Origin of the sequence: Bradyrhizobium liaoningense, assembly GCF_018130825.1 — a bacterium.
GTDB lineage: Bacteria > Pseudomonadota > Alphaproteobacteria > Rhizobiales > Xanthobacteraceae > Bradyrhizobium > Bradyrhizobium liaoningense_B.
Genome location: NZ_JAFCJS010000018.1, coordinates 1 through 24,371, shown reverse-complemented (window position 1 = coordinate 24,371; position 24,371 = coordinate 1). Strand labels below are relative to the sequence as shown.

General features: G+C 63.6%; 21 protein-coding genes and 1 pseudogene. 13 read left to right on the top strand and 9 right to left on the bottom strand.

Annotation, left to right across the window (positions count from 1 at the left end; translation table 11 throughout):
* Positions 1–109: 109 nt before the first annotated feature.
* The gene (locus JQ603_RS37710) at positions 110–4,933 is read right to left on the bottom strand and encodes an NAD-glutamate dehydrogenase (protein ID WP_212348666.1); all 4,824 of its coding nucleotides are present in this window, start codon (positions 4,931–4,933) and stop codon (positions 110–112) included.
* A 185-nt stretch (positions 4,934–5,118) separates the two neighbouring features.
* Here JQ603_RS37710 and JQ603_RS37705 point away from each other — a divergent pair, with 185 nt between their 5' ends.
* The 3 genes from JQ603_RS37705 (at position 5,119) to JQ603_RS37695 (ending at position 7,240) form a co-directional block, all read left to right on the top strand.
* Entirely contained in the window at positions 5,119–5,382 is a 264-nt protein-coding gene (locus tag JQ603_RS37705; protein ID WP_212348655.1) for a hypothetical protein, read from the top strand.
* 53 nt (positions 5,383–5,435) lie between these two features.
* Positions 5,436–6,218 (top strand): alpha/beta fold hydrolase, encoded by a 783-nt coding sequence (locus JQ603_RS37700; RefSeq protein WP_212348653.1) that lies wholly within the window; start codon positions 5,436–5,438, stop codon positions 6,216–6,218.
* Between the two features lie 119 nt (positions 6,219–6,337).
* Complete coding sequence (locus tag JQ603_RS37695) at positions 6,338–7,240, top strand: hypothetical protein (protein WP_212348663.1); 903 nt, start codon at positions 6,338–6,340, stop codon at positions 7,238–7,240.
* Positions 7,241–7,290: 50 nt separating this feature from the next.
* Here JQ603_RS37695 and JQ603_RS37690 read toward each other — a convergent pair whose 3' ends face one another.
* Positions 7,291–7,644 (bottom strand): hypothetical protein, encoded by a 354-nt coding sequence (locus JQ603_RS37690; protein ID WP_212348650.1) that lies wholly within the window; start codon positions 7,642–7,644, stop codon positions 7,291–7,293.
* A gap of 60 nt (positions 7,645–7,704) precedes the next feature.
* Positions 7,705–8,490 carry an IclR family transcriptional regulator gene (locus JQ603_RS37685; RefSeq protein ID WP_212348647.1) on the bottom strand — a complete coding sequence of 262 codons (786 nt, stop codon included), beginning with the start codon at positions 8,488–8,490 and terminating at the stop codon, positions 7,705–7,707.
* A 219-nt stretch (positions 8,491–8,709) separates the two neighbouring features.
* On the opposite strand from JQ603_RS37685, the gene JQ603_RS37680 reads away from it, so the two are divergent.
* From JQ603_RS37680 to JQ603_RS37660, 5 genes are all read left to right on the top strand, one after another.
* The gene (locus JQ603_RS37680) at positions 8,710–9,501 is read left to right on the top strand and encodes an enoyl-CoA hydratase/isomerase family protein (protein WP_212348644.1); all 792 of its coding nucleotides are present in this window, start codon (positions 8,710–8,712) and stop codon (positions 9,499–9,501) included.
* Positions 9,502–9,504: 3 nt separating this feature from the next.
* Positions 9,505–11,592, top strand: a complete 2,088-nt coding sequence (locus JQ603_RS37675) for an acetate--CoA ligase family protein (RefSeq protein WP_212348641.1) — start codon at positions 9,505–9,507, stop codon at positions 11,590–11,592.
* A 22-nt stretch (positions 11,593–11,614) separates the two neighbouring features.
* Positions 11,615–12,649 (top strand): tripartite tricarboxylate transporter substrate binding protein, encoded by a 1,035-nt coding sequence (locus JQ603_RS37670; protein WP_212348638.1) that lies wholly within the window; start codon positions 11,615–11,617, stop codon positions 12,647–12,649.
* A 106-nt stretch (positions 12,650–12,755) separates the two neighbouring features.
* Complete coding sequence (locus JQ603_RS37665; protein WP_212348635.1) at positions 12,756–13,442, top strand: class I SAM-dependent methyltransferase; 687 nt, start codon at positions 12,756–12,758, stop codon at positions 13,440–13,442.
* Positions 13,443–13,455: 13 nt separating this feature from the next.
* Complete coding sequence (locus JQ603_RS37660; RefSeq protein ID WP_212348633.1) at positions 13,456–14,499, top strand: zinc-binding dehydrogenase; 1,044 nt, start codon at positions 13,456–13,458, stop codon at positions 14,497–14,499.
* Positions 14,500–14,560: 61 nt separating this feature from the next.
* Here the strand turns inward: JQ603_RS37660 and JQ603_RS37655 are convergent, their stop codons facing one another.
* From JQ603_RS37655 to JQ603_RS37640, 4 genes are all read right to left on the bottom strand, one after another.
* Positions 14,561–15,637: a M48 family metallopeptidase gene (locus JQ603_RS37655; RefSeq protein WP_212348630.1), complete on the bottom strand. Its 1,077-nt coding sequence runs from the start codon at positions 15,635–15,637 to the stop codon at positions 14,561–14,563.
* Positions 15,638–15,658: 21 nt separating this feature from the next.
* Complete coding sequence (locus tag JQ603_RS37650) at positions 15,659–16,120, bottom strand: DUF2846 domain-containing protein (RefSeq protein ID WP_026312577.1); 462 nt, start codon at positions 16,118–16,120, stop codon at positions 15,659–15,661.
* A 98-nt stretch (positions 16,121–16,218) separates the two neighbouring features.
* Positions 16,219–17,241, bottom strand: coding sequence for an LLM class flavin-dependent oxidoreductase (locus JQ603_RS37645; protein WP_212348627.1), 1,023 nt, complete (start codon positions 17,239–17,241; stop codon positions 16,219–16,221).
* Between the two features lie 9 nt (positions 17,242–17,250).
* Entirely contained in the window at positions 17,251–18,336 is a 1,086-nt protein-coding gene (locus JQ603_RS37640) for an AraC family transcriptional regulator (protein WP_212348624.1), read from the bottom strand.
* 227 nt (positions 18,337–18,563) lie between these two features.
* Between JQ603_RS37640 and JQ603_RS37635 the strand changes: the two genes are divergently transcribed.
* Positions 18,564–18,902, top strand: a complete 339-nt coding sequence (locus tag JQ603_RS37635) for a hypothetical protein (protein WP_245004146.1) — start codon at positions 18,564–18,566, stop codon at positions 18,900–18,902.
* A 163-nt stretch (positions 18,903–19,065) separates the two neighbouring features.
* Here JQ603_RS37635 and JQ603_RS37630 read toward each other — a convergent pair.
* Positions 19,066–20,468, bottom strand: a pseudogene (locus tag JQ603_RS37630) (PLP-dependent aminotransferase family protein).
* Positions 20,469–20,611: 143 nt separating this feature from the next.
* On the opposite strand from JQ603_RS37630, the gene JQ603_RS37625 reads away from it, so the two are divergent.
* The gene (locus JQ603_RS37625) at positions 20,612–21,529 is read left to right on the top strand and encodes an NADP-dependent oxidoreductase (protein WP_212348621.1); all 918 of its coding nucleotides are present in this window, start codon (positions 20,612–20,614) and stop codon (positions 21,527–21,529) included.
* Between the two features lie 121 nt (positions 21,530–21,650).
* A complete protein-coding gene (locus JQ603_RS37620; protein WP_245004143.1) occupies positions 21,651–22,304 on the top strand; it encodes a nitroreductase family protein in 654 nt (217 codons plus the stop codon).
* 215 nt (positions 22,305–22,519) lie between these two features.
* Here JQ603_RS37620 and JQ603_RS37615 read toward each other — a convergent pair whose 3' ends face one another.
* A complete protein-coding gene (locus JQ603_RS37615; RefSeq protein ID WP_212348618.1) occupies positions 22,520–23,185 on the bottom strand; it encodes a CPBP family intramembrane glutamic endopeptidase in 666 nt (221 codons plus the stop codon).
* Positions 23,186–23,431: 246 nt separating this feature from the next.
* Here JQ603_RS37615 and JQ603_RS37610 point away from each other — a divergent pair, with 246 nt between their 5' ends.
* Complete coding sequence (locus JQ603_RS37610) at positions 23,432–23,881, top strand: DUF4279 domain-containing protein (protein ID WP_333938886.1); 450 nt, start codon at positions 23,432–23,434, stop codon at positions 23,879–23,881.
* Positions 23,882–24,030: 149 nt separating this feature from the next.
* Positions 24,031–24,371 (top strand): cupin domain-containing protein (locus JQ603_RS37605; RefSeq protein ID WP_212348613.1); only part of this gene is annotated, 341 nt, incomplete at its 3' end.

Sequence of the window (24,371 nt, the reverse complement as noted above, 5' to 3'; positions counted from 1 at the left end):
TCATCGCGCTTTAGGTTGTTGTTTGCGCATGATCTTTCCGGAAAACCGCTTCGCACTTTTCCGGATCATGCTTTAGCATTGCACGTCTCGCATCGCTGCTCGCACGCCCTCAGGCTTTGACCAGGTCCCCCAGCAGGTTCGCCGCCACCATCAGCTTGGCGAGCGTCAGGCCGCCGGCGGCAATCTCCTCGACCGCACGGCGGATGCGCGTTGCCTCGGGATGAGCAGCAAGCCAGGTCTCCGCGGCCTGCTGACCGGATTGGCCGATGGTCAGCATATCCGCGGCCAGGCGTCTTTCGGCAGCCGCGATCAGGTCGACGGCGCGGTCGATGGCGAGGCGTTCGAAATGATCGCTGGTCGGCACGCTGCGCGCGGCGGCGGTGATGCGGTCGAGACGGAAACTGGCCTCGGCGGCAAAGAACGTCGCGGCGGCATCACCGATGCTGCGGCCGGTGCGCTCGGCGACCGTCACGATATCAGGCGCCGAGACCAGGTCGTCGAGGTCGGCCAGGTCGCCGGCGAATCCGGTCGGCACGCCCGCATCGATCAGGTCCTGCCGGCGCTTGCTGCGTGCGGCCTGCAAGTCCGGTGGCAGCGCGTTGTCGAGTGAGGCTGCGACCTCACGGACGGCAGGGCCAAACCGGGCGATGACCGCGCCCAGGCCGTCCTTGAAATCGACATTGCGCACGTACCAGACCATGCGGGAGAGCAGGAGGTCCTGAATCGCCGCGTAGAGGCCGAGCTGCAACTGTCCGTCGATGAGGGTGTCGAGCGCGTCGATCCCGTCATTGAGCCGCCTGAGCTCATAGATCGCGTCCACCGCCACTTGGGCCATGACGATGGTCGAGATATCGGCGTCGGTCTCGTCGGTCAGGCGTACGATGCAGGCCGGGCCCCCGCGGTTGATCACGGCATTGACGAGACTGGTCGCGATGATCTCGCGGCGGAGGCGATGGAGCTCGACCGCGGCCGGGAATTTGTCGAGAATCTCGCGCGGAAAATACAGGGACAGCCTGCGGGCGAGATGAGGATCATCAGGCACGTCGGTTTCGAGCAGGTCACTGTAGAGTGTCAGCTTGGCATAGGCGAGCAAGACGGCAAGCTCGGGCCGGGTCAGGGCTTGGCCGCGTCGTGTGCGCTCGGCGATCGCGGCGTCGTCAGGCAGGAATTCGACGGCGCGGCTGAGCAGGCTGCGTTGCTCGAGCGACTGCATCAGGCGGGTGAGGAAGCCGGTCTCGGCCACGCCCTTGCGTTCGGCGAGCGAGAGCGCCAGCGTCTGCAGATAGTTGTTGCGCAGGACCAGCGTGCCGACTTCGCCGGTCATCGCGGCAAGCAGGGTGTTGCGGTCAGCCGGGCTGAGGCGCCCCTCGCGCTCGGGGCGCGCCAATGCGATCTTGATGTTGACCTCGACGTCGGACGTGTTCACGCCGGCCGAATTGTCGATCGCGTCGGTGTTGAGCTTGACGCCCTTCTGCGCCGCTTCGATGCGGCCGCGCTGGGTGACGCCGAGATTGGCGCCTTCGCCGATCACCCTGGCGCGAACGTCGGTCCCGCTGATGCGGATCGGATCGTTGGCGCGGTCGCCGGCCTGATCGTCGCTCTCCGCCGACGACCGGACATAGGTGCCGATGCCGCCGAACCACAACAGGTCCGCGCGCGCCTTCAAGATCGCCGTCATCACCTCGAAGGGCGTTGCCTGCTCCTTGTCGAGATCGAGCAGGGCGCGCACTTCCGGCGCGAGCGGGATCGCCTTGAGCGAGCGCGAGAACACGCCGCCTCCTTCCGAGATCAGCGATTTGTCGTAGTCCTGCCAGCTCGACCGCGGCAGGTCGAACAGGCGCTTGCGCTCGGTGAAGCTGGTCGCCGGGTCGGGGGAGGGATCGATGAAGATGTCGCGGTGATCGAACGCGGCAACGAGCTTCGTCGCCGGCGAGAGCAGCATGCCGTTGCCGAAGACGTCGCCGGACATGTCGCCGACGCCGACCACGGTGAAGGGCATGGTCTGAATGTCGGTGCCGAGCTCGCGGAAGTGGCGCTTGACCGCCTCCCAGGCGCCGCGCGCCGTGATCCCCATCTTCTTGTGGTCGTAGCCCTGGCTGCCGCCGGAGGCGAAGGCATCGCCGAGCCAATGGTTCTTCTCGGCCGAGATCGCGTTGGCGACGTCGGAGAAAGTGGCGGTGCCCTTGTCGGCGGCGACGACCAGATAGGGGTCGTCGCCGTCATGCCGCACGGTCAAGTCGGGCGGCACCACGATGTCGCCGTCGAGATTGTCGGTGAGCTCGAGCAGCGAGCGCACGAAGATGCGATAGGCTTCGGTGCCCTCCGCGAGCCACGCCTCGCGATCGGAGGGCGGCGGCAGGCGCTTGGGCACGAAGCCGCCCTTGGCGCCGACCGGCACGATCACGGCGTTCTTGACCTGCTGCGCCTTCACGAGGCCGAGGATCTCGGTGCGGAAATCCTGCGGCCGGTCGGACCAGCGCAAGCCACCGCGCGCAACCTTGCCGAAGCGCAGGTGAATGCCTTCGACACGCGGTGAATAGACGAAGATCTCGTAGAGCGGTCGGGGAGGGGGCAGATCCTCGATCTTGCGCGCGTCGAACTTGAAGGAGATCACCGGACGCGGATGTCCGTCCGGGCCGAGCTGCCACAAATTGGTGCGGATGGTCGACTGCACCAGATTGGTGAAACGGCGCAGGATGCGGTCTTCATCGAGCGAGGCGACGGATTTGAGCTGCTCCTCGATCTCGGCAAGGAGAGTTATCTCGCGCGCCGAACGTTCGCGATCGGTCAGGACGAGGCGCGGATCGCGGCGGGCCTGGAACAGCGCGACGAGGTTGGCTGTGATCGCGGCGTTCTTGCGCAAGGTCTCCCACATATAGTCCTGGGTGAACGGCGCGCGGATCTGGTGCAAATAGCGCGACAGCGCCCGGATGGTGGAGATTTCCCGCCAGCCCAGGGCCGTGCGCAGGATCAAGGCATTGTACCCGTCGGATTCGGCGCGATCGGTGACCACCGCCATGATCGAAGCCTCCAGCCGATGGCTGAAGTCCCGGCTGATCTCGATCGGCTGGCCGTCGCTGGTCTCGATCGTCATGTCGTGCAGCCAGACCGGCTCGGGCCTGTTGCCGGGCACGATCTGATAGGTGCGTTCGTTGACCACGCGCAGGCCGTGATTTTCGATCACCGGCACGCGGTAGGACAGCGACAGCGGCGCGGCATCCGAAAACACCTTCAGGCCGAATCGCTTGGGATCATCCTCCTCGAAGCGGTGAACCGAGATCGTCACCGGGCGGGCCGGCGCGAGCTTCTCGACGGTGGCGATATCGGCGACCGCCTGTTCTGCCGTGGAAGCCTCGGTATAGCCGCCGCTGAAAGCCTGGGCGTAGCGATTTGCGAGCATGCGCGCCCGCATGCCGTCGGTCGACGCAGCCAGCGCGGCCTTCAGCTTGTCGGCCCAGGTCGCGGCAATGGCGCTGATCCCGGCTTCCAGCGTGGCGCGCTCGACGGCGGGAGTCTTACCTTCATAGCGTCCGATGATGTAGTGGACGCGCGCCAATGCTCCTTCGGGGAAGGACACGTAGGAGGCCGACAGTGCCCCCTTGTAGCTCTGCGACAGGAAGGCGCCGACGCGCATGCGCACGTCGGTGTCGTATTTGTCGCGCGGAATGAAGACGAGGATGGAAACGAAGCGATCGAACTTGTCGACCCGTGCCAGCGCCCGGACGCGGGGGCGCTCATAGAGGATCAGGATCTCCATGACGAAATCGAAGAGGGTATCGACGTCGATCTGGAATAGCTCGTCGCGCGGATATTCCTCGAGAATATGCTGGAGAGCCTTGCCGGAATGGCTGTTCGGGTCGAAGCCGGCGCGCTGGAGCACCCGCGATACCTTGTGGCGAACATAGGGGATCTGTCGTGCCGAGCGCGTATAGGCACCCGAGGTGAACAGGCCGACGACTCGCAATTCACCCTCGAGCCGGCCGTCGGGCGTATAGAGCTTGATGCCGACATAATCCATCCGGATGCGACGATGAACGCGGCTGCTCACATTGGCCTTGATAACGATGAGCAGGGTCGGCTCGCGCATGAACTCGCGAATCTCCGGCGTCATCACCACCATGTCGCTGCCGCGGCGCAGGACCTTCACGTCGGGATCGCGGAGGATGCCGAGGCCCTCGGCGGTGGTGATGTCGTCCGACGCATCGCGGCCGGGCGAGAAGCGATATTCGCGCACGCCGAGAAAGGTGAAATTGTCCGCGCACAGCCATTGCAGGAACTGGTTGGCCTCGGCGACCTCGTCGATCGGCAGCGGCGGCGGATTGGACGAGAACGTCTTGACCGCGTCCTCGACGCGGTCGCGCATGGCGCGCCAGTCCGCGACGCAGGCGCGTACGTCGCCGAGCGTCCTGGTGAGGCCGTCAACCAGCTTCTCGCGGTCCGCGTCGGCGTCCAGGCGGGTGATGTGGAGGTGAATCAGGCTCTCTCGCGCGCCCTTTGCCCCTTCCGGCAGTGCCTCGCCGTAGAAGCGCAGGAGCTTGCCCTGGTCATCGCGCTCCACCGCGATGATGGGGTGAGCGACGAGGCTGACTTCGATGCCCTGCTCGGTGAGCTCCGCCATGGTGGAATCGAACAGGAAGGGCATGTTGTCGTTCAGGATTTCGAGCACGGAGATCTCGCGCCCGTCCGGCATCAGCGGATTGACGACGCGGATATCGGCACGCCCTGCCGTGCGCCGCTGCACATGCTCCCAGGCTTGCTCCGCCAGGAAGGCAAGCGAGGCGGCATCGTGACTGGCGAGATCCTCGACATTGGTGAAGGCGAACAGAAGCTCGGCAAAGCTGCCGGGGGCCTTGCCCGGCTGCACGCTTCCTGCTGCCTCGTGGATCAGAGTTGCCCGGGCCTTGTCGTCACGCCAAGCCATAGCGTCCTCCATCTCCCGGCCGACGAGCCGCAATGACGGTCGGGCATTGTTCTTGGAGTGCGCCTCTTCGAGCGCATCGTCTCGACCGCGTTTCAATCGCCTCGGCGAAATCTTCGGTCTTGCGGCTTCGACGATATTAGCATTCCGCAGCCGTCATGGCGCGCGAAGTTGTGAGGCGTGCTTAAGGCGGAAAACCGATGCCGACGACCATCGCGTCATTTGGTGCTCTGCACAATGACGAGGAATTTCAATTGTGTATGAGTTCGTGTTTCCATTCTGAATGGCGCGCCATTTCAGTCCAAAACTGGGCACTCCAAAACCTGCCGTTTCTGCGCGGGACGACGTCGTCGCACGGCTGCTCACTATTCGTGACCGCGACCGGAACGCTTCTCGGCCACAGCATCATGGCAGCGCGGCGAACCCGGAGTGCCCATCTTTATCAGCCGTGGCGCGTCACTTAGACTAGGTACTCGCCAGAGACGCCTGGACATGTCGGTGAATATGGAGATGACCCATGAAACTCGCGCATGACGGCATCCAGCTCTCCTTCGACATCGCCGGGGCGGGACCGCTTCAATTCCTGTTCGTCCATGGCCTGGGCGGGGATCGCACTCATTTTGCGCCGCAAATGGAATATTTCGCCCGTGAAGGTCGGGCGTTGAATGCCGAGCTGCGGGGACATGGCGAGAGCGACAAGCCGCAACAGGCGTATTCGATCGAAGGCTTCGCCGACGATCTCGTCTTTCTGTGCAACCGACAGCAGATCACAAAGCCGGTCATCGTGGGTCAAAGCATGGGCGGCAACATGGCCCTCGAAATCGCCGCCCGCTATCCGGACTTTCCTGCAGGCCTGGTGCTGCTCGATTCTGGGGTTCTCTTCCCTGCCTCAGCAGGGACGGTGTTTACAGGGTATCTGGAGGGCTTGAAGGGTGCGGATTTTGCGGACGAGGTCCGGAAAATCGTGGCGGACTCCTGTCTGCCGACCGACAGATGCCGCGCCCATGTCGAACAGACCTTTCTGGCGACGCCACAGCACGTGCTGGTATCCACGTTTACAAGTCTGTTCCCCTGGGATGTGCATCGGGCGCGTGAGTGCGCGCAGGCGTGCCGGGTCCCGGTGCTCTACATCGAAGCGGCCCATCGGCTCGCGGATCTGGATCGTTTTGCGGCGCTGTGCCCGCAACTGGTCACGGCCAAGGCCGTCGGCTCCGGGCATTTCCTGTCGCTGGAAGTGCCGGAGCAGATCAACCCGATGATCGACCGGTTTATCTCGCTCTACGTGCGAAGACCCGGGTAAGCTTCGTCGCGGCGGGATAGCCGTGCGCGGGTCGGCGAGATTCATCATAGCGCCACGGCGAAGCAATAATGCCCACCTTCATTGGCCGTGGCGCGCCATTTGCGGTAGTAAGTAGCCCCATGCGCACGACCGATCGTCTGTTCTCCTGCCTCCTCCTGCTCCTTGCATTCGCAGCCGGCCCGGTGCTTCCCGTGCGCGCGGCCGAAACCTGCCCGTTCATCAGCGCCCGGGAGCTCGCCGGTGCGATGCCGGCGCTCAAATGGTCGCTGATTTCAAATCAGGACGGTCGCGGCTGCATCTATCAGGCCGGGCGCGGCGACACGATGATGTTGAGCGTGTTCCGCAATCCCGACAAGGACCGCGCCAGGGAATTGTACGCGACCTTCGTCAAGACGCTCAGTGAGCGCATGCCGCTGAACGCGGTGTCCGGGATCGGCGAGGAAGGCCAGGGCGGAACGAGCGCCGCCGGCGCGGAGCGCCAGGAGGCCTCGGTCGTCGCCTTGTCCGGCGATTACATTCTGCAGATCACCGTCTATCCGATCGGCCGGCGCGCCGACGACGCGCTGCTCGGGCCGCTCACCGAAGCCGCGCGCGTTGCCATCGCCAGCGTGAGCAAGAGCAGCGAGCGGTTCGGCAATTGCGAGTGGCTCACGGCCGCCGATGCCGACGGCTTTCTCGACAAGAGCACGCTGACGGTGCAGCGGACCGGCGCGGGCAGCTGCATGTTGTTCGATCGCGAGGCCAACACCATGACCGTCGGGGTGATCGAGATGTCGCGCGCCACCGTCATCGGCATGATGAAACGCACGGGCCCGTGCCAGCACGTGGCGATACCCGAGCTCGGCAGCGAGGCGTTCGGCGAGCATTCCTGCACCAAGGGCAACGGCAACGCCGTCAACATCTATGTCTGGAAGAACGGCAGGCAGGCCTCGATCCTGTTCGCGCCGGTCAAGTCGCATCCGGAGTCCGGCTCGGTCGAGCGCCTGAAGGCGGTCGCCGGGCGCGTCTATGGAAAACTGTGACGGCGCCGCGCGACATTTGCCGGCGCATGCGCCCGTAGCTCGGCTGGTTGCTACCGAGAGCGAGTCAGCTCCACGCCGTCGACCACCATCTTCCATGTCCCCGCCTCCTGGTGAGGCGGCGTCGACACCTCGAATGTCGTCGACAGGAATGGAATTCCGACGACGAAATTATCGCCCTCGAACCGCCGCAGCGGCGCATTGATCGTTGTCGTGACCTCGCCGATCTTGGTGCCTTCCGTGACGCGCTTGTAGTGGACGATCCCGTCCCTGGTCAGCTCGACGTCCATCGCCGGCGCGTGCCATTCGCCGACATAGGCGGCCTTGTCCTCCGGTACCGGCTGTCCGCACGCCGCCAGCAGCGGCAGGGCCGCAACGAGAACAACCAGGGACGTTCGCTTTCTCATATGTTGCTCGACAGCGCAGGCGCCACGGAGATGCGGCGCCCCTCTTCGTCGGCCATCGCGTCATTCGGGTTCACGACCCCCCAGCGCCTCCTTGCACTTGGCCGCGAAGGCGATGAGGTATGAGCCGATTTCGCTTGCCAGTGCGTCGGACCGGTCGACATTTTGCAGGCTCATGTTGAGTGCGTAGACCGGAAGGCCCTCCAGCACGATGGGCGTTGCGACGGCAAGAACGGCGGGCTGCCATGACACTGCGCAATAGCCGTCGCGCTCGACGGCGCTGATAGATCGCCTGACGTCTGCCAGCAGCGCCTTGGTGGCCGCAGCGCTGCGCCGCTTGAACTGTCTCAGCAACCGTTCGCGTTCGGTCTCGTCAATGCCGGCGAGGTAGGCGCGACCCAGCGACGTCAGCTCCATCGGCACCTGCTGGCCGGCGACCACGTTGCGCAGCGCTGCGCGCGGGCTGTAGCGGATCGACTCCAGATAAACCATCATGGTTCTATCAGCGGTAGCTAGCCCGACGTTCAGCCGGCGCTTCGCCGATTCAGCGCGCATCATCGCTCCGATCGTGTTGAGCACGGGTGATCCCGTCCGCATGGCGTGGCCGATGCTGATGACGGACGCGGCAAGGCGGTAAGCCCGCTCGCTGTGGACTTCGTCGAGCATCCCGGAATTGACCAGCGTTCGTGTCAGCCGGCTGACCGTCGACCGCGGCAAGCCTGTTCGTTCTGCAATCTCGCCGTTGCCCAACGTGTCGACGCCGGGCCGGAACGCCCGCAAGATCTCGATGCCTCTTTCGAGCGACCGGTTGCCGTCGATCCCGCCCGCATATCTGCGCACCTGCGTCACATCCAGCCCTCCTTACGTATTTCCACTAAGTGGAATTAGGGGGATGTTCGGGAGGGTGCAAGCCGCTATTACGCGACGAGAAGAAGAATGCCTGGCTACGCACGGGCTCGACGAGGAAACGGCAGCGCCTGAAATCGGCATTCGGGAGCCTGCGCGGATTCTTGCGATATCCGCGATGCGTGGCGGTGAATCGATCCGACTCCAGCCACGGAGCTTGCCATGCCCTATCAGCTCATCGAATTTTCCGTCGAGGCCGGTGTCGCGACGATCGCGTTCAACCGGCCGGAACGGCGCAACGCCATGAGCGACGAGATGCGCTCCGAGTTCGCAGGCGCGCTCGAGACCGTGTCCCGCGACAAGGCGATCAAGGCGCTGGTGCTGACGGGGCGCGGCAACGCTTTCTGCGCCGGCGGCGACATCAGCGGAATGAAGCGCCGGCTCGAGGCGCCGCAGGGTGAAGTCGCATTCAACGGATGGAGCCGTCAGCAGGGCGTGCATCACGTGCAGTCGCTGCTGATGGGCCTGCCGAAACCGACCATTGCCGCCGTCAACGGCGCTGCGGCGGGCCTCGGTGCCGACACTGCGCTCGCCTGCGACTTCGTCATGGGCACCGAGCGATCGAAGTTCACCTGGTCCTACATCAAGCGCGGTTTGATACCCGACGGCGGCGGACTGTATTTTCTGCCGCGCCGGGTCGGGCTTCCCAGGGCGAAGGAGCTGATCTTCACCGGACGCGTCGTCGAGGCCGACGAGGCGGTCGCGCTCGGCATCGTCGATCGCAGGGTGGCGGCGCCCGACCTCCTGCCGGCCGCGCAGGCTTGGGCCGCCGAACTGGCTCAGGGGTCTCCCACCGCGCTTGCGCTGAGCAAGAAGATCCTGAACGAGACGTTCGAGCATTCCGCGCACGACATTTTCAATCTCGGCAGCCAGGCGCAGGCCATCTGCTACACCAGCGCGGAACATCGTGACGCCGTGACGGCGTTCCTCGCGCAATCCGCGTCGAAGGATTGAGCGATGAGCGCGATCGAACGCCTGATCCGGCCGCGCAGCATCGCCGTCATCGGCGCATCCGCCGACCCCAGCAAGACGTCGGGTCGGCCGGTCTCATATCTGCAGAAGCACGGCTTCGCGGGCGAGATCTATCCCGTCAATCCCAAGGTCGCCGAGATCGGCGGTCTCAAATGCTACGCCGACATCGCTTCGCTGCCTGACGTCCCCGATGTCGGCATTGTCCTGCTCGGCGCCGAGCGCGCCCACGTTGCGGTGCGCGAATTGGCCGAGCGCGGGACTGCGGCGGCGATCGTCCTCGCCAGCGGCTTCACCGAGACCGGGGCGGAAGGCGCTGCGCGCCAGCAACAGCTTATGCAGGCCGCCGGATCCATGCGCCTGCTCGGGCCGAACACGATCGGCCTCGTCAATCTCACCGACAATATCGTGCTGTCGGCGTCCGGCGCGCTGGCGATGGACCACTTCCCGGCAGGCCCGATCGGACTGGTCTCGCAGAGCGGCGGCATTCTCGGCGCCGTACTGTCGCGCGCTGCGGCGCGCGGGGTCGGGCTGTCGAAGCTGGTGTCGACCAGCAACGAAGCCGATCTCGAGCTCGCCGACGTCATCGACTTCCTCGCCGACGACGGCGCGACAAAAGTCATCGCACTCTATATCGAGGCGATCCGCAATCCCCTTCGCTTCCGCGAGGCGGTGCTCAAGGTGCGCCGCGCCGGCAAGCCAATTGTCGCCTTCAAGATCGGGCGATCGGAGGCGGGTGCGAAGGCGGCCGTCTCGCATACGGGGGCGCTTGCGGGCTCTGACCGGATGTATGACGCCCTGTTCCGGCAGCTCGGCGTGATCTGCGCCAAGACGTTCGAAGATTTGCTCGACATTCCCGCAGCCCTCGGCGTGGGACGGAAGCTTTCCGGCAAGCGCGTGGCAATCCTCACCTCGACCGGCGGCGCCGGCACGATCGTGTCCGACAGTCTGGGAGTCGCAGGCTTTGCAACGCCCGCCCCCGATGCAGAGACGGCCGCGCAATTGCGCGCCTTGCAATCGGGATCGCATGCCACGCTCGATCGCAATCCGATCGACGTGACCCTGGCCGGCTTGCAGCCGGATCTGCTGCGCGCCGCAATCCGCATCCTGCTCGCCAGTCCCTCCTACGATGCGCTGGTCGTCATTGCCGGCTCGTCAGCCGTGGGATCGCCGGCCCTGATGGCCGATGCCATCCACGACTGCCTGCCGCTCAGCGACAAGCCCGTCATGGCCTATGTCAGTCCCTACGCGCCCGACGTGGTCTCCGTCCTCACGCGGCGCGGCGTTCCGGCCTACACGTCCGCCGAGAGCTGCGCCAATGCGCTCGACGGGCTTTTGCAGGCCGGAATTCCGGAGCAGGTCCAGTCATCCGGCTCCACCCTGACGACGGTCGACATCGGCGAATTCCAAGCGGGGCCGCTGGATGAGGCGCAGGCCAAGGCGCTGTTCGGCCGCTTTGGTATTCCCATCGCTGTAGAGAAGGTGGTCGCAACGGCCGAAGAAGCGGAGCAGGCGGCGCGAGACTTCGGCGGCCCCGTCGTGCTCAAGATTCTGTCGCGCGAGATCGCGCACAAGAGCGACGTCGGCGGCGTCGCCGTCAACCTGACAGAAGAGACGATCGGCGGCCGCCTGACGGCGATGGCTGACGAGGTCGCGCTCAGGATCGGGACGCGACCCGATCAATTCCTGGTTCAGGAGATGATCTCGGGCGGCGTTGAAATCATTCTCGGGATGCATCGTGACCCTCTGGGGACAGCAATCCTTCTTGGAATGGGCGGCGTCGCCGCCGAGCTGTTCAAGGACACGACGATGCGTCTGCTTCCGCCGGAAGGCGGCCTCAGCATGGCCGAGGCCCGCGCGATGGCGCGCGATCTCGTCACATGGCCGTTGCTGGACGGTTTTCGGGGCCGGCCGACATGCGATGTCGAAGCGCTCGCAGCAGCGGTCGTCGCCTTCTCGCGCATGGTTGCGCAGCTCGGCGACCGCCTCACTGAAGCCGAGATCAATCCGGTCTTCGTGCTGCCGGCGGGCCGGGGCGTGAAGGCGGCGGACGGATTAGTTGTTCTCAATGTCTGAACAAAACCGGATGGAGCTCCAGATGGCCATTGGCGAAATCATCAATCACGAAGGCGCGCGCGGGAAGGGTTTTGCCGCGCGGCGCTGCCTGAACCTCGCCATCCTCGCCTGCGCCGTCTTGCCTGTTGTCGCGGGGCTCGGAGTGGCGCCGGCGCGGGCCGAGTATCCCGACAAGATCATCAAGATCGTAGTGCCCTTCGCGGCCGGCGGCGGGACCGACATCATCGCGCGAACGACAGCGCAGGAAATCCAGACGGACCTCGGCAAATCCGTCATCATCGAGAACAAGCCGGGCGCCGGGACCATCATCGGAACCCAGACTGTGGCGACCAGCGAGCCCGACGGCTATTCGCTGCTGATGGCGACCTTCGCGCACGCGGTCAACCCGAGCCTGTACAACAAGCTGCCGTTCGATCCGCACAAGGATTTTTCGGCGGTGTCGCTGATCGCGCGATCCTTCAATATCGTCGTCGTCAACCCCGCATCCAAAATCAACTCGATCGCCGATCTGATCACCGAGGCCAGGGCCAATCCGGGCAAGCTCAATTTCGGCACGTTCGGCACCGGCACCTCGGCCCATCTCGCCGGCGAGCTGTTCAATTCCATGGCCAAGGTCAAGATGACGGCGGTACCCTACAAGGGCGCAGCGCCTGCGATCAGCGATCTCCTGGGCGGACAGATCGACGTGATGTTCACCACCGTGGCCAGCGCGGCCTCGTTGGTGGCTGCGGGCCAGCTCCGGGCGCTCGCCGTCACATCCGCCGAGCGTTCGGCAGCGTTCCCGCAATTGCCTGCTGTCGCCGAGGCCGGGGTGCCCGGCTACGCCGCCGAGTCCTGGTACGGATTGTACGCTCCGGCCAAAACACCTGCTCCGGTGATTGCGCGCCTGAATCAGGCGGTCGCAAAGGCGGTCAAGTCCGGTGCCTTCAAGCAGCTGGAGGCCAACGAAGGCCTCATCATGGTCGGCAGCGCTCCCGAGGAGCTCGATCGCTATGTCCGGCAGGAAGAGGACCGCTGGCGCAAGCTGGTCAAGGACGCGAACATCGAGGTGCAATAGCGGCAGGCGCGCCGCCCCTATGCAGTCATTGATCTGAAACAACGATAGTCCTCGGCGAAAGTGCTAGGGTTGAGTCGCGGTTCACGGCCTGAGACATTCTCAGCGCGTGATGGAATCCGAGGGCTCAATGGGACGACTGCTGAATATCGTGACGCCACTGCACACTGCGACCAAGCGCGACTACATGGGGCGCATGAACGACGACAAGATCGGCTGCTCGCTGAAGGCGCGGGAATACGAGGCCGATTACTGGGATGGCGACCGCCGCTTCGGCTATGGCGGCTACCGCTTCATCGAGGGGCGCTGGGCGCCGGTCGCCAGGGCGCTGATCGAGACCTACGGCCTGAAGGACGGCTCCAGCGTGCTCGACGTCGGCTGCGGCAAGGGTTTTCTGCTGTACGAGATGCAGAAGATCCTGCCGGGCCTGAAGGTCACAGGCTTCGACATCTCAAAGCATGGTCTTGCCAATTCCCACGAGCAGGTACGGCCGTATCTGTTCAACCATCGCGCCCAGGACGTCTATCCCTATGGTGACGACAGTTTCGACCTCGTCATCTCGCTCGGCACCCTGCACAATCTCAGGCTCTATGAGCTCGATGCCGCGCTGAAGGAGATCGAGCGGGTCGGCAAGAACAAATACGTCATGGTCGAGGGCTACCGGAACGTCGCCGAGCTGCACAACCTCGAATGCTGGGCCCTGACGGCGGAATCCATCCTGCACTCCTCGGAATGGATCTGGCTGTACGGCAAGCTCGGTTACACCGGCGATTACGAATTCATCTATTTCGAGTGACCGGGCGCGCCCCATGGATGTCAAGACTGCCAAGGCTGCGATTCTCGTCGAATCGGGCAAGCCGCTGATCGTCGACGAGTTCACCCTGCCGGACAGGCTCGAGCATGGCCAGGTGCTTGCGCACGTGCATACCTCGAGCATCTGCGGCGCACAGATCAACGAGATCGACGCCGTCAAGGGCGTCGACAAGTTCCTGCCGCACCTTCTGGGACACGAGGCGCTCGCAACCATCGTCGAAACCGGCCCCGGCGTCGTCTCCTGCAAGCAGGGCGACACCGTCGTCATGCACTGGCGGCCGGGCAAGGGCATCCAGTCCAACACGCCGGTCTATTCATGGCGCGGCAAGCGCCTCAACGCGGGCTGGGTCACCACCTTCAACGACTATGCCGTGGTGTCGGAAAACCGCGTCACGCCGGTGCCGGCCTCGATCGACCGCACCAGCGCGCCACTGCTCGGCTGCGCGGTGACGACTGCGCTCGGCGTCGTCAACAACGACGCGCAGATCGCCATCGGCGAAGCCGTCGTCGTGTTCGGCGTCGGCGGTGTCGGCCTGAACATCGTGCAGTTCGCGGCGATGGTCGGCGCCCATCCGGTCATCGCGATCGACCGGCTCGACAACAAGCTGGAGATGGCGAAGCAGTTCGGCGCCACCCACACCATCAACTCCGACGCGGTGACGGATGTCGCCGCCGCGGTCAGGGCCGTCACGGGGCCTGACGGACCCGACAAGGTCGTCGAGACCACCGGGGTCAGAACCCTGATCGAGCTCGCCTACGAGGTCACCGCCAGGAAAGGCCGCTGCATCCTCGTCGGCGTTCCCCGCGAGAAGGTCGAGATCTACACGCTGCCCCTGCACTTCGAGAAGGTGCTGAAGGGCTCGGAAGGCGGGCAATGCCAGCCGGCGCGCGATATCCCGCGTCTCGTTCGCCTCGACGAGGCCGGCAAGGTCAGCTACCGCGGCATCGTCACCCACGAGTTCGCGCTCGACGACATCAATGACGCGCTGGATCTGATGCGCAGCGGCGAATCCGGGCGGATCCTTCTGAACATCGCTTAAGCGCTGCTGCATGGTCCGGTGCATTCCGCAGCCGGGGCAGTTGCTCGGGCTTCAGCCGCGATCACCTGCCGACGCTGACCCACTCCTGCGCCTTCTTTCGCCATTCCCCGTCAAAGCGGGCTGGGAGATCTTTGGCTGCGTCCCGTGAGAGAAGTTGGTCGATGGCGGATGTCCGGACCTCGTCGATCTCGGGAATGTCGGTGTAGCCGAGGTTGGCGAGCCGCTTGCCGAAAGGCGGATGCGTCGAGTCCGGATCGTCCTCACGACTGAGACCAGCAACGGCAGCAACGATCATCGGCTCGTGCGCTCGGATGTCCTCAAGCTGCTTGATGATCCGCTCAAGGGGCGGGCGGGGCGCATTGATTGCGCCCAGAATCTCCTTCTCCAGCGGTGCGAACACGAGATTGGTAAGGCGTGTTCGGCAGGCTTCCGTGATGACCAGGGCACGCGCCATCTCGGCCCGCCCGACTTGCTCTGCCGCACCGAGATCGGCGCCAAGCTCGTTCTCCCGCCTTAACACGCGATATTCCCTGTCGAGCCATTCGAGCATGGACTGGAGGAGGGCCAGGGCAATGCGCCCGGTTATCGTTCGATCTGGATCGGCGTAGAAAAGCATGTTCTCCGAAGCGTCGATGAAGTCCTGGAGGTTCGCGCCTCCCGACGTGTGTCGAAGCTGCGCATGTGCGACCTCATGGGCGATGACGGCCCGAATCGCACGCTCGTCGAGAATGATCAGCAATGGCAGGCCGATGGTCATCGTGACGTGGGGCCTGAACAGTCCGGCGTACCGGCTTACTTCCCCGATCGAGGCATTGAAATCGGTGTCGATCAGCAGAGTGCGCCGGGACCGCACAAAGGCGGGATCGAGTTCTTTCCACATGGCCCAAAGACCCGGGGCAATCTCCTCGTTCGCCTCGAAACTCTGATGCTTTCGCGAAGGCAGGAGCAGGAGGCCAATCATGAGCGCTGCCGCTACCGTAAATATGGAGAACACAAGCGGCATCGTGGCCAGTGCCGCGATCGTGTACCGATCCATGATCATCAGCCAGACGGCCAGGATCACGCAAGCCAGCGCGACGACCGGAAGCACGGCGTAGCGACCGAGGCGCAGGATGATGTTCAGGATGAAACGTTTCATCCGCGTCTTGAGTAGTCAGGCTCAGGCCTTGCCGCACGAGCCTGTGCTCTGACGCAAGCTGGCGACATCGGCGCGGCCCTGGCTTTCCGTGACCTGGATCAGCGTGATTGCGCCGGGCGTCACGATTCCCATCTGCGGCTGGGCGGAAAGATAGGTGGTGCTGCCGGCGCGCAAATCGAGGCTCAATTTCTCGCTTCCCTGCCCGAACAGATTGCTGCTCAGCGGCAGATTGTTGACGGCGACCTCGTGCCGGCCCGGAGGCAGGTCGCACGACACGAAACCCGCAGCTTGGCTGCCGCCAATCACGCGTCCATCGACGGCGTAGTTGGGCATGACCGCAAATCCCAGGGCCGACGAGCGATAGACCACCAGGCGCGCCGTATTTGACTTGACGTTGTCAGTCAGAGCCGCGCCACCCAGCTGCCCCGATGCGCACCCCGCAAGCAACATGGCCACGGCAAAGATCCCCACCACCCCACGCATTCCAGCCTCAAATCGATTCGAATTGTCCCCGGGGACATCATTGAACTGGGTGGTGGTTGAAGTCAATCACGACCAAGGGTCGAGCAGCATGGCCCGCCTCACCGCCACCCCAGCGCCGGCGCCACATGCGTGAGGATCGCCTCGATCGCGTGCGCGCAATAGGCGACACCAAGCTGGTTCGGAATCGTGAGCAGCAACGTATCCGCCTCCGCAATCGCCTCGTCCTGCCGCAGCTGCTCGATCAACACGTCCGGCTCCGCCGCATAACTCCGTCCGAAGATCGCGCGCGTGCGCGGGTCGATGAAGCCGATCTGGTCTTCACCCTCGCCCCCGCGACCGAAATAGGCGCGGTCGCGATCGTCCATCAGAGCAAAAATGCTGCGGCTCACGGACACGCGCGGCTCGCGAGCGTGTCCGGCTTCTTTCCACGCCGCACGATAGGCGCGAATTTGGGCCGCCTGCTGCACGTGGAAGGCTTCGCCGGTCTCGTCGCTCTTCAATGTCGAGCTCTGCAGGTTCATGCCGAGCTTCGCCGCCCACACCGCGGTGGCGTTCGAGCCGGCGCCCCACCAGATGCGCTCGCGCAGGCCTTGCGAATGCGGCTCGATGCGCAAGAGGCCTGGCGGGTTCGGAAACATCGGCTGCGGATTGGGCTCGGCAAAACCTTCGCCGCGCAAGAGGTCGAGAAAGACCTCGGCGTGGCGCCGGCCCATGTCGGCATCGCTCTGGCCCTCGGCCGGCCGGTAGCCGAAATAGCGCCAGCCGTCGATCACCTGCTCGGGCGAGCCGCGGCTGATGCCGAGCTGCAGCCTGCCGCCGGCGATGAGGTCGGCGCTGCCGGCGTCCTCCACCATGTAGAGCGGGTTCTCGTAGCGCATGTCGATCACGGCCGTGCCGATCTCGATCGTGCTGGTCCTCGCACCGACGGCGGCAAGCAGCGGGAAGGGCGAGGCCAGCTGCCGCGCGAAATGATGCACGCGGAAATAGGCGCCGTCCGCGCCGAGCTGCTCTGCGGCGACCGCAAGCTCGATCGATTGCAGCAGCGTGTCGCTAGCAGAGCCGGTCTGCGATTGCGGCGAGGGCGTCCAGTGTCCGAAGGACAGAAATCCGATTTTCTTCATGGAGGCAATTTAGGGTTGGTCGCGGCGATTTGCGATGGGCCTCTCGGAGGAAACCTGCTCATGAGCTGGCCCATCGCCTGCGTCGTGGTCCCGTTCGGGGGTGTCCAGGGCGCGCCATTGCCTCGGCGTCATTCCGGTCCAGCGCTTGAAGGCGTGGGTGAATGCGCTGACTTCTCCGTAGCCGAGCAGCCAGGCGGTTTGCGAAATAGGCAGTTGATCGTCCTTCAGATAGCTCTTGGCGAGGTCGATCTTCATCTCGTCGAGGATGCCGCTGAAGGTCAATCCCTCCAGAGCGAGGCGCCGCACCAGCGTGCGATGGCTCATGCCTAAGCGGCGGGCGATCTCTTCGACCCGTGCCTCACGATGCGGGAGCAATGGGGCGATTGCATTCTCGACGCTCGATCTGAGCGAGACGCCGCCGGATTTCCGGTGTGCGAGCGCCTGCTCGCAATACGTCACCAGCAGGTCGTTCAGATAGTGGTCGGCACTTTCGATCGGCATCGGCCCCACGGATCCCGGGAAAGCGATCTCATCGACATCGGACCCGAACTCGATCTCGCACCCCAGGAACGATTTGACCTCGGTGGGCGTCGTTCGCCGGCGATGCACCATCTTCAGTCGGCTCGGGATCAGACGGCGATTGGTCAGGGCGCGGTTCATGCGAATGATCGAGGTCAGCCAGAACTCGATCTGGTGCCGATCCGAGCGCCGTTCCACACCGACATATTTGAGCGTGATCGTCATCTCCTTCGCGGCGAATCGCAGCGAAATCCCCTCGTTGGCGAGACGGCAATAGCGCTCGGCCTTTGCGAAGGCTTCCGCGATCGTGCCGGAGGATGCGGCCACGTAATAGAGCAGGCCAATTTCACGAAGGTCGAAGTCCCGTGCCAGGTGGAAGCCGAGATTGTCGTCCTGCAACGCCTCGGCCCCAAGTTCCAGAAACCTGATCTGGCTCTCGACGCTCAGGCGCGCCTTGCGATCCTCGATCTGCTCGAGAGTCAATCCGGCCCTGGACAACAGACTGTCCGCCTCGATGCCGGCGTCCTGCAGGCGTGCCCATACCAGGCGGGCGATTCCGCCGGTCGCACTGGGCATTGTTTCAAAATGGGGCGAATGGGCACCCGGCACACCGAACCCTTTCGTCGTTGTCGCTGCGGGCCTCGTTCTTCGGGCTCGCCGATCGTGATGGCGGCATGAAAAATCAACTTATTGGCTCACGATAACAAGAAACCGGGGGGCGTGTGACTTAAATCGCTTCTCTGCCCCGAGACTGGTCTTGCGTTCTCGGGGCAGCCCTTTCCCCGAAAGCTACGATGGCCTTGATGTCCAGCAGTGACGGCGTCGCGCCGCCCATCAACGTGAAGATATTGCGAGGGTACGGAAAGTTGCTCGGACTTCCCAATATCGCCCATGGCTCGCGGGTGGTTGCGCTCGAACGTGTCGGGGACTGCGAGATCAGCATGTTCGAAGCGCTGGGAGCGGGCTTGCCCGAGAGCCCGCTGTTCTGGATGGAGCTGTTCGACCTCAGCGTTCATGCGTCGCTCGACAGTCGCGGCTGTCACAACATGCGCGATGCGGTCACAGCGTTCGAGGATTTTGCCTCGCAAGCGCGCTGTTTGGCGGAGCCATCGCTGTGTACCGCCGTCGAACTGGCAGGCTGACAATTGCCGCGTCCATCGGGAGTTCCCGACAAAGCCGTGCCGGTGAAGGTCAACTAACCCGAGCGTGTCGTTCGCGCCGTAGTGCCACAGTCTGAAATTGTGATTCCAGGGTGCGGGACTCAAACCGGCGGCCATTCAAGGCGCACGTGAAGTCCGCCTTTTGCTATCGCGCCAATTCCAACAGCCGGCGACAGTCCGCCGGCAATCGCCTTTCGTTGAGATTGGTCACACAGAGCAATAGTCCCTGCTGCCGGGGAGTTTGCATGCACCACACCGACATCGGGCGCGGCGCGAGGCCAAACTCTCGCGCACGTGAAGCGATATCTACGTCTGACGCAGATTTGGGAAGGGAGATAACCACCGCAAGACCGGCGGTCGCCCGCACTTTTATCGAGTCTGGTGCCATTTCTCGCAGGCAACGAAGCAAGCTCTCTCGTCGGGCGGCATAAAGCCGCTTCATGCGGCGCAGATGGCGAAGATAGTGACCGTCCCTTAGGAATTCCGCCACAGCGCGCTGCATGCCCGCAGCCGGCGCCGGCGCCAGGGAAGCAGCCAGCTCAGCGAACCGACGACTCAGTCCCGACGGTACGACCATGAAACCCAGGCGCAGCGAAGGGCTAATCGTTTTACTGAAACTGCCTATGTGAAGCACCCGTCCTCCATGGTCGAGAGATGCGAGGGCTGGAGCCGCCCGTCCTTCCAGCTGCAGTTCGCTAAGGTAATCGTCCTCGATGATCCAGGCGTCGCTTTGCCGAGCCCAGTCGAGCAGTGCAAGACGCCGTGACAGCGACATCGTCATCCCGAGCGGCGCCTGTTGACCCGGTGTCACAACGGCCAATTTCGCTCCGGCGGCGGTCTGGACACCAGCGGCAACATTTAGTCCCTCCGCATCGACCGGGACAGCCGTCACAGCCATGCCAGCCAGGCCGAGTGCGGTGCGAGTGAGTGGAAAGCCCGGATCCTCGATCCAAGCTCCCATGCTTCCAAGTTGAAGCCCTCGGATCGCGAGACCGAGGGCACCGGAGAATCCACCCGTTATGAGCACCTGAGAGGGATTGCAGCTGATGCCGCGGGCCAGCCCCAAGTAAGCCGCGACCTCCTTTCGCAGCTCCGGACACCACGCGGATCTGGATACGTCACCGGCGCCGCCGCGGCCCGCCGGGTCTCACGAGTGAGGATGCGCGACCACAGCTTGAACGGGAAGGCATCTTGAGCGGGCACGCCCATCTGAAATACCAGCGGCGCGCTTCCGAATTCGTAGAAGAGTTCCGGGAGAGGCTCCGCGTCAGGCGGCCAGTCGGGCACCGGAGATCGGGACGGCCGCTCGGCCACGCGCGTTCCTGCCGGCCCGAGACCGATCGCGAATTGCTCCGCGATGAGACGCTCGTAGGCCACACGGACGGTGCCGCGGGAGACGCCGAGTTGAGCGGCCAGATCCTGCCAAGAGGGTAACCGTGCGCCAGAGGCGAGCCGTCCGTTCTCGATGCCCTCGCGGATCGCCGAGTAAATCTGTGCAGCCAGCGGAGTCGTTCTCGCACGATCGAGTCGGATGGGGAGCACGGCCATCGCGCGATGGTACAGCCGAAATCATCAATCTTGGTACTGTTTTATGACCGGGCACAACGCATCTATTCGGCGACACCAGCGACCAGCGCGATCTCGATCCCTCTGCTTGAGTGGGAACCGGGTCGACCGAGGAGAAAATTATCATGAAGGCAATCGTTGTGACTGACCAGGCGGCAGGAACCGCCGGGATGAAGCTGGTGGAGCGGCCAGAGCCGCAGGCAGCGATAAACGACGTCATCGTTCAGGTTCATGCGTCGGGATTCGTCCCGACCGAGCTGTCGTGGCCCTCGACCTGGACCGATCGCCTCGACCGTGACCGGACACCGTCGATCCCCGGCCATGAGCTGGCGGGAGTGATCACCGCTCTCGGGTACGGCACGACAGGGCTTTCGGTGGGACAGCGAGTGATCGGACTTGCCGACTGGTATCGTGACGGCACCCTGGCGGAGTATGTAGCCATCGAGGCCCGCAACCTTGCGCCGCTTCCAGGCGATGTCGATTTCACGGTGGGCGCGAGTCTGCCGATCTCGGGCCTCACCGCGTGGCAGGGACTGTTCCAGCACGGTCGTCTTCAGGCCGGGCAGCGCGTACTCGTGCACGGTGCGGCCGGCGCAGTCGGTTCGATGGCGACGCAGCTCGCGCGAGAGTTCGGTGCCCACGTCATCGGCACCGGACGCGCCGCCGACCGTCAGACGGTGCTCGACTTCGGCGCGAAAGAGTTCGTCGACCTCGACAACGACGCCGTGGAGGGCGTCGGCGGAGTCGATCTGATTTTCGATGTCATCGGCGGCGACGTCGGGAAGCGGTCCGCGCGTCTGGTTCGAGCCGGAGGAACTTTGGTGTCCATCGTCGGGCCGGTCGAGGCGCGGCCCGACGGCGGCCTCGCGGTCGACTTCGTCGTCGAGCCCGATCGTGCCCAACTGAGTGAGATCGTGCAGCGGGTGCGGGACGGACGACTGCGGATAAACATCGATAACGTCTCGACCCTCGACGATGCCGTCACCGCCTTAAACCCGACCAAGCGGCGCAAGGGGAAGACGATCATCCGCGTTCGTGCCTGAGCGACGCAAGCCCATTGACGCACGCGACCGGCCGGCGCTGTCCGGCGCAGCCATCTCGCGCGCGCCGCATTCGGCGAAAACATGCCTCTACTTCAACCTATCCCTTCCCACAGGAATCCCCATGACCGACGGAATCACCTCGACTGACGCAATCACGATGACCAACGCCGTCATCGAATCCATTCTGAGCCGTAGCGCCGCCAAGTACTACGACCCTGCTGCGACCTTGAGCGACGACCAAATTCGCGAGCTGGTGCGAATCGGCACCACGGCGCCGACATCCTTCCACTTGCAGAACTGGCGCTTCATCGCCGTACGCACGCCTGAAGCCAAGGCTCGGTTGCATCCGATTGCCTGGCATCAGCCCGCGATCACTGAAGCAGCCGTTACCTTCATCGTTTGTGGCCAGTTGGCCGATTCCAGCGTAATACCTGCGCGCCTGGCACCGCTGGTGGAAGCGGGCATCATGCCGGCAAAGATGGTGCCGGATTGGGAAATTCCCGCGCGCGATCTGTATATGGCGTATCCGCAGCGCCAGCGCGATGAAGCAATCCGCTCCGGCACCTTCGGCGCGGCGGCGATGATCTATGCGGCCGGCTCGCTGGGCCTGGGTTCGACTCCGATGATCGGTTTCGATGCCGAAGCAGTGGTCCGCGAGTTCGTACTGGCCGCGGACGAAGTGCCGGTCATGCTGTTATCCGTGGGGGCGATGCGTTCGGGAAACTGGCCGCAGAAGCCGCGTCGTCCGGTGGCTGATGTGTTGGAATTCGCATAGTTGCGGAGTCCGTTCTTAACGGGGCGACGCGGGTTCGGGCTGCAGGCCAATGAACTCGCGAGCCACGAATGCTCAACCTCATCTCAGGAACCGACGTCAAATCCGAGGCGCGCATGAGGTCCGCTCTGCCTCGGATAGCGACGCATGAGCGCGCCTTGCCAATGCACTGAGTTGGGCCAGGGGCAGTCGTAAGACTTCCGAACCTGCAAGGCGCGTTAGGCGAAATTGATCAAATCTAGCACGTAATGCGCGAGTGCCACCGGCCATAGCACACCCGACCGCCGCAGCATTAACATGAGGAAAAGGCCAACAGTAGCCGCAGAAAGGACATTACCAAGGCCGGCCCACCAATGAATTGCGCCGAACAAAACTGACGTAGTGAGAACGGCAAAGATGCCGTCACCCAGATAAGGCCGGAATGCTAGCCGGATGTATCGGCGAAATATGACTTCTTCGCTGATAGCTACCAAGGTTAAGCCAAAAAAAAGATCGAACGCTTTTAGCCATCCGGTCGGGTGCGGATATGCGCCGAGAACGGTTGTAGGGAATGCCGCATTGAGGAGAGATCGCGGCAACTGGACAAAGCGATCTAGCAAGCAAATTCCGACGATCCAAAGGACAATCTCAAAAAGTGAAATTTGACGTTCACCTGTTCGAAATGCAGCGATCCGAGCAGAAGGCGCTGCCGCCAAAATGGTGAGAGCAGTGATCCGTCCCGCATAGTCCCAGAGAAGCCAATTTAGCGCTTGATGTTGATGCAGCCGCATGACTTGTGACGCAACTAGCGCCATAAGGGCTAGAACGAACCACCATATTAACGGTTGCGTAATGGAGCGATTATTCGCGCGCTCTTTAGAATCGCCGGAGAAGCGTTCTTGCATGCTCGCCTGTAGATTACCTGCGGCTTGAACCTAAGACAGTTGGAACGAAGCGTCCATGCCGGTATCGTTGGTTGTCCCCCTCTGATGACCGCTTAGGGTCAAAGGCGCTGGTTTGGCGCTCAGCAGCAAGCTTCCGCTCTGCCCGCCGTTAGCCGACATGTAGCTGCACCGCGTCAACCGAAGCTATGGGCCACAACCGGAAATTGACATTTCCAGCCGCCCTCAATTAAGCAAGGCGCGCAGTATGTGGAGCTTGCCGTGGCCGAACAATCCTCCAGCGTCCCAACCTACCGGTTCTTTCTCGGACTATTCATTGTTCATCCGACGCTGGTCCCGGAAGAAATTAGTATAGCCCTAGGAATGGAGGCGGACGTCGCTCATCGCGTCGGCGCTCCCCGGAGAACACCAAGGGGCACGCCCCTTCCTGGGACTAATGCTGACACGCGATGGCGACGTAGCATGGAGCACGTCATCGAAGATCAGTGGTTTGCGTCTGAAGTGTCGAGGCTGATCGACAAGCTGAGACCTCACAAGGCGTTCTTTGCTGACGTCAAGTCGGGCGGCGGGAAGGCAAGCATCGTCATTCAATTCATGGAAGGTTTCCTCGCGGACGAATTATCTAGCGAGACGCTTGCGCGGCTTGTGGACCTCGATTTGTCACTGGCAATCGAATGTTTTGCAGGTCTTCAAGAATAGCTAACGGTCGACGTAATGTCCGCTCCGGGTCAAAATGCGAAGAACTCAACGTGAGCAAATCCAGTCCGCTATGCCCCGTTGAACGGACTTGAATGGGGCGCTACGTGGGGCTGTAGGTCATTCGGCTCTGGAAAGGCGTGGGAATATCGATGACAATCCAGCCAGGCAATCTATTCGCGGATGTGGCGGATGTTTCGGCCGCCAGCATCGGGGAAGAGACGTTCAGCGAAATCCTCGCGCGGCCTGGCTTGAAGATCGAGCGCATCATATCGCAGGGGCAAACCAGTCCGCCGGGCTTCTGGTATGATCAGGCGTGGAACGAGTGGGTGATCGTGCTGAAAGGGCGCGCCACATTGCAGTTCGAAGATGAGCTTGCCGCGCGATCGCTGGGCGTGGGGGATTACGTCTTCATCCCTGCAAGGAAACGCCATCGCGTCGAGTGGACGGAGCCGCAACAGCCAACGGTCTGGCTCGCCGTCCATTTCGAGTG